The 4,027-nt window shown below is 43.0% G+C and carries 2 protein-coding genes; both read right to left on the reverse strand.

Features of this window, described 5'->3' with window-relative positions; genetic code table 11:
- Positions 1 to 300 precede the first annotated feature (300 nt).
- Positions 301 to 624, reverse strand: coding sequence for a ferredoxin FdxA (gene fdxA / locus A3735_RS19360; RefSeq protein WP_068510699.1), 324 nt, complete (start codon positions 622 to 624; stop codon positions 301 to 303).
- 157 nt (positions 625 to 781) lie between these two features.
- Positions 782 to 3,412 (reverse strand): DNA mismatch repair protein MutS, encoded by a 2,631-nt coding sequence (gene mutS, locus A3735_RS19365; RefSeq protein WP_068510701.1) that lies wholly within the window; start codon positions 3,410 to 3,412, stop codon positions 782 to 784.
- Positions 3,413 to 4,027: the final 615 nt, after the last annotated feature.

Raw genomic sequence — 4,027 nt, forward strand, 5'->3', positions numbered from 1 at the left:
AGCAGGTTATGTCAGAAGTATTTAATGTTGAGCCAAAGGTAAGGCATAACTTCTCAAGCGCGAAAAGGGCACGACGAACCTTTGCATATATTTGTGCATGTCACGATCGAATTCATGATTTGAGCGCAATTCGACACAATAGAATCGTAAGAAGTGATGCAAGATATGTATGCAAAAGCTGTAAGGAAAGCTTGAGAATTAAATAGGCCAAAGTGAATGAGGCCAGGCAGTTCTTATTTAAGAGGAGCTTGTCGTTAGCGAGCGATCTGACGCCAGTTAACGACAAGGCGACTAAAGAATTTACTTCTCTAGATATTGAAGCTTGTTAGGAACACCGTCCCACTCTTTAGCATCTGGAAGCGGGTCTTTTTGCTCGGTAATGCAGGGCCAAGTCTGACATAGCTCGGCGTTTAGCTCGATATACTGCGTCTGGTCGGCAGGCAATTCGTCCTCAGAAAAGATTGCATCAGCTGGGCATTCTGGCTCACAAAGTGCGCAATCGATACATTCGTCAGGATCGATTACCAGAAAGTTAGGGCCTTCATAGAAGCAGTCTACAGGACAAACTTCCACACAATCTGTGTACTTACACTTAACACAGTTATCGGTTACAACAAATGTCATATTGCTATTCCAGTGTTTGGTCTCATTAAAATTATGCGGTGTATTCTAATGTCAGATGTGACAGGGTTCAAGCTTAAACGCCTGTCATAGCGCAAATGTTACGATTATTGACTTAAAACACAAGTAAGTTAGCGCAAGAGACAAGGCATCATATAACTTAGTTGATCAATCTTCGTAGCTCATAAAGCTTATCCAATGCTTGCCTAGGGCTAAGCTCATCAGGGTCCAGGTTAGCAAATGCTTTCTCAATCAATGAAGGCTCTTGTGCAAACATATCACTTTGAAATGCATTTTGTTCTGAAATAGAGTCAGTAGCTTGTGTTGCAATATTGCTTGCAGTTATGGGCTCAGACGGCTCGCTTGTTTCCGTAGACTCCAAAGAACTTAGCTTTTCCTTCGCCTTCCCAATAACACTATCCGGAACACCTGCGAGCTGCGCGACCTGCAAACCGTAGCTTTGGCTTGCGGCGCCTTCAAGAACATTATGTAGAAAGATAATTCTATCTTCGTGCTCAGTAGCGCTCAGGTGAACGTTGACAACACTCTCGTGCTCTTCAGCAAGCTGCGTCATTTCGAAATAGTGAGTTGCGAACAAACTATAAGCTTGGATATTTTTAGCCAAATGCTCTGCACTAGACCATGCAAGCGACAAACCGTCGAAAGTGCTGGTACCTCTTCCTACTTCATCCATCAAGACCAGACTGTTTTCTGTAGCGTTATTCAAGATGTTCGCAGTCTCGGTCATCTCAACCATAAAAGTGGAGCGACCGCCTGCCGTATCGTCAGAACTTCCCATTCGTGTGAATATTTGGTCGATTTCACCTATTGAGGCTTTACCTGCTGGAACAAAACTTCCTGTACCTGCTAGCAATATAATCAGAGCAGCCTGGCGCATATAGGTAGACTTCCCCCCCATATTGGGCCCGGTAATCATAAGCATTTTTCGCTTTGGATCTAATATCAGATCGTTTGGCACAAAAGGCGCTGTACTGAGCTGTTCAACAATAAGGTGTCGGCCTTCTTCAATTAACAGGGTGTTACCCTGATTAAATTCCGGCCTATTGAGATTTAAAGTGTGAGCTCTTTCAGCAAAATTGCTAAGCACGTCGAGCTCAGAAAGCCCTTTTGCACACCTCTGAAGCGCGTCAATCGCCTCATTTAATTCATCAAGTAGGCTTTCGTAAAGGGCTTTCTCGCGCGATAAAGCGCGACTTTTACTGCTCAGCGCTTTATCCTCAAAAGCTTTCAGCTCTGGCGTTATAAAGCGCTCTGCATTTTTTAGCGTTTGACGCCTTATATATGCATCGGGCGCTTTATCTGACTGAGCTTTTGAAATCTCGATAAAGTAACCATGAACTCTATTGTAACCAACCTTCAAGGTCGAAAGCCCGGTTGCCTCCCGCTCCTGAGTCTCTAGATCGATTAAAAATTGACCGGCATTTTCACTGATATTGCGTAAGTCATCTAGCTCTGCGTCAAAACCATCTTTTATCACGCCGCCATCTCTAATAACGACGGGAGGGTTATCGATAATTGCTCGCTCTAATAACTCAGCTAAAGAGGGGTGTTCGGATATATCTTTAGCTACTTCACCAAGACTTGGGCAATCAACTGACCTTAAATCTGCCTGTATGGCGGGTAGTAGTATTAAAGTGTCTCTAAGTCGTGATAGGTCACGAGGGCGTGCAGATCTAAGCGCAATCCTGGCGAGTATACGCTGTACATCTCCGACTTGTTTTAAATTCGTTTGAATGGCGTCGTAGTTATAGGATTGCTCAAGTGAAGACACGCAATCTAGACGGGCATTCACAATTTCCCGGTCTCTTAAAGGGTGGTGGAGCCAGCGCCTAAGCAAGCGGCTACCCATTGCAGTTTTACAGGCATCCATTGCCCACGCCAAGGTGTGATTACTTTCGCCAGCAAGGTTGGTGTCAATTTCTAGGTTCTTGCGACTGGCTGCATCGAGTAGAATGTATTGACTACGCTCTTCTTTATTGATGGTGACAATATGAGGCAGCTCATTACGCTGAGTATCCTTTGCATACTGCAGCAGACAACCCGCCGCGCAGATAGCTAATTGCATCGAATCGATACCAAAGCCGCTTAAGTCTTTCGTTTTAAATTGAGTAGTCAATAAGCTTTTTGCGGAATCAAGATCATAAAGCCATGGAGCTTGGCGTCTAAGACCAGTTAAGTTCTCAAAAGCTCCTTCATATGGAAACTCTTCACTTATTAAAACTTCCGACGGTCTAATACGCTGCAACTCGCTTATTAGGTCGGGCAAGCCTCGAACTTGCGACACAGAAAAGCGTCCGCCACTCAGGTCTAGGTAGGCTAGACCAAAGGCTTCCTCATCACCAAAGGAAATTGAGCAGAGCAAATTGTCACGCCGCTCTTCTAGAAATGCCTCGTCAGTCAGCGTGCCGGGAGTGACAATTCTCATTACCTTACGCTCAACCGGCCCCTTGCTTGTTGCCGGGTCACCTGTTTGCTCGCAGACAGCAACCGACAAACCAGATCGAACAAGCTTTGCAATATAATTCTCAGCGGAGTGATAGGGGATACCCGCCATTGGAATAGGGTTGCCACCACTCTTACCGCGTGCCGTTAAAGTGATATCTAGCAATTGAGCCGCTTTTTTTGCGTCATCGTAGAACATCTCATAAAAATCGCCCATTCGATAAAAGACAAGCTCATTAGGGTGGTCCTTTTTAATGCGAAAATATTGCTGCATCATCGGAGTATGTTTAGATTCACTGTTTTTAGCTAACTCAGGACTTTTTGACATAATTCGGGAGAAGTTCTTTTTAATTGGTTGTATATGGACTTACCTAAAGCAAAGCATTAGACGCACAACTTGTTTTAACCTTAGAGGGGGTTCCAGCTGTAGCCGCGATATATAGATGCGACTTTATTGTCGACAGAATTCTAACAAATCACGTCTCTGTCTTACCAGAAAAAACGTAATCGAAAAATCATGTCAAACACTAGGTTTTATTCATTTTTAAGCTAACTCCGAATTATTTGTTCTTAGACATAAGCTAAAGAATCCCTCTTTTATTCTTCGTTAGATTAGCAGCAGGTACACCTAAATCATGTGTTTTTAGTTGTACGAAAAGCGACTCAGTTATCATATCTAAGCATACATGTGTGTTCCATTTATCATTTTCGTCTTTGGTGCACGTTAGTACTCTTGTTATAAAACACTTCTATTGTAAGATCACTTCGATATTTCAATAACCTTAAAATAAAAATGTAAATATTATTTATATCTGTTATTAATCAGATATTTATATCTCAGTGAAATCTAAAGCTCAGATAGCTGGAGCCCACTTAGGGTCGCGTCGAGTATCAAGATTTGTCTGTCTAATTATTACTAACGATAGATTAATCTGTTACATTT

The organism is Oleiphilus sp. HI0061 (assembly GCF_001635675.1).